The following is a 371-nucleotide window of genomic DNA, read 5'->3' on the forward strand; positions in this document are numbered from 1 at the left end:
AGGGCGGCTTGAGGTGCTGTTTTATGATTCCTAATCACCTCTTTTACCTTTTCAGTATGGGCTTTGATTGCTTCCTTATCCGGTTTGATGTGGGTCTTGAAGCCGAGTAGACCTCTTCCCCCCGATTTCTTCCCGGATGTATGTTTCCCTTTTGGATACTGCCTGATATTGAACCCTAGAAAGTCGAATCCGGGTGGGACTTTTTTTCCATCAACTTCGATTTCTCGAAATGTGTGACAGATTCTTGTCTTTTCCGGCTTGAGTTGGAGTCCAATGGGTTTTAACCATTCGGAAATAGCAATCTTGCACTGTTCAATGATTTCGCGGCTTTGTGATATGACCACAAAATCATCGGCATATCTAACGACCGT

Annotated in this window: 1 protein-coding gene; it reads right to left on the reverse strand. The window is 44.2% G+C overall.

Translation table 11 applies throughout. The annotated features are described in order from the left end of the window. The coding region (locus AC0QHF_RS09720) for a reverse transcriptase domain-containing protein (RefSeq protein WP_324704008.1) at positions 1 to 371 on the reverse strand (371 nt) is incomplete at both ends.

This window comes from Lyngbya sp. CCY1209, assembly GCF_055795065.1.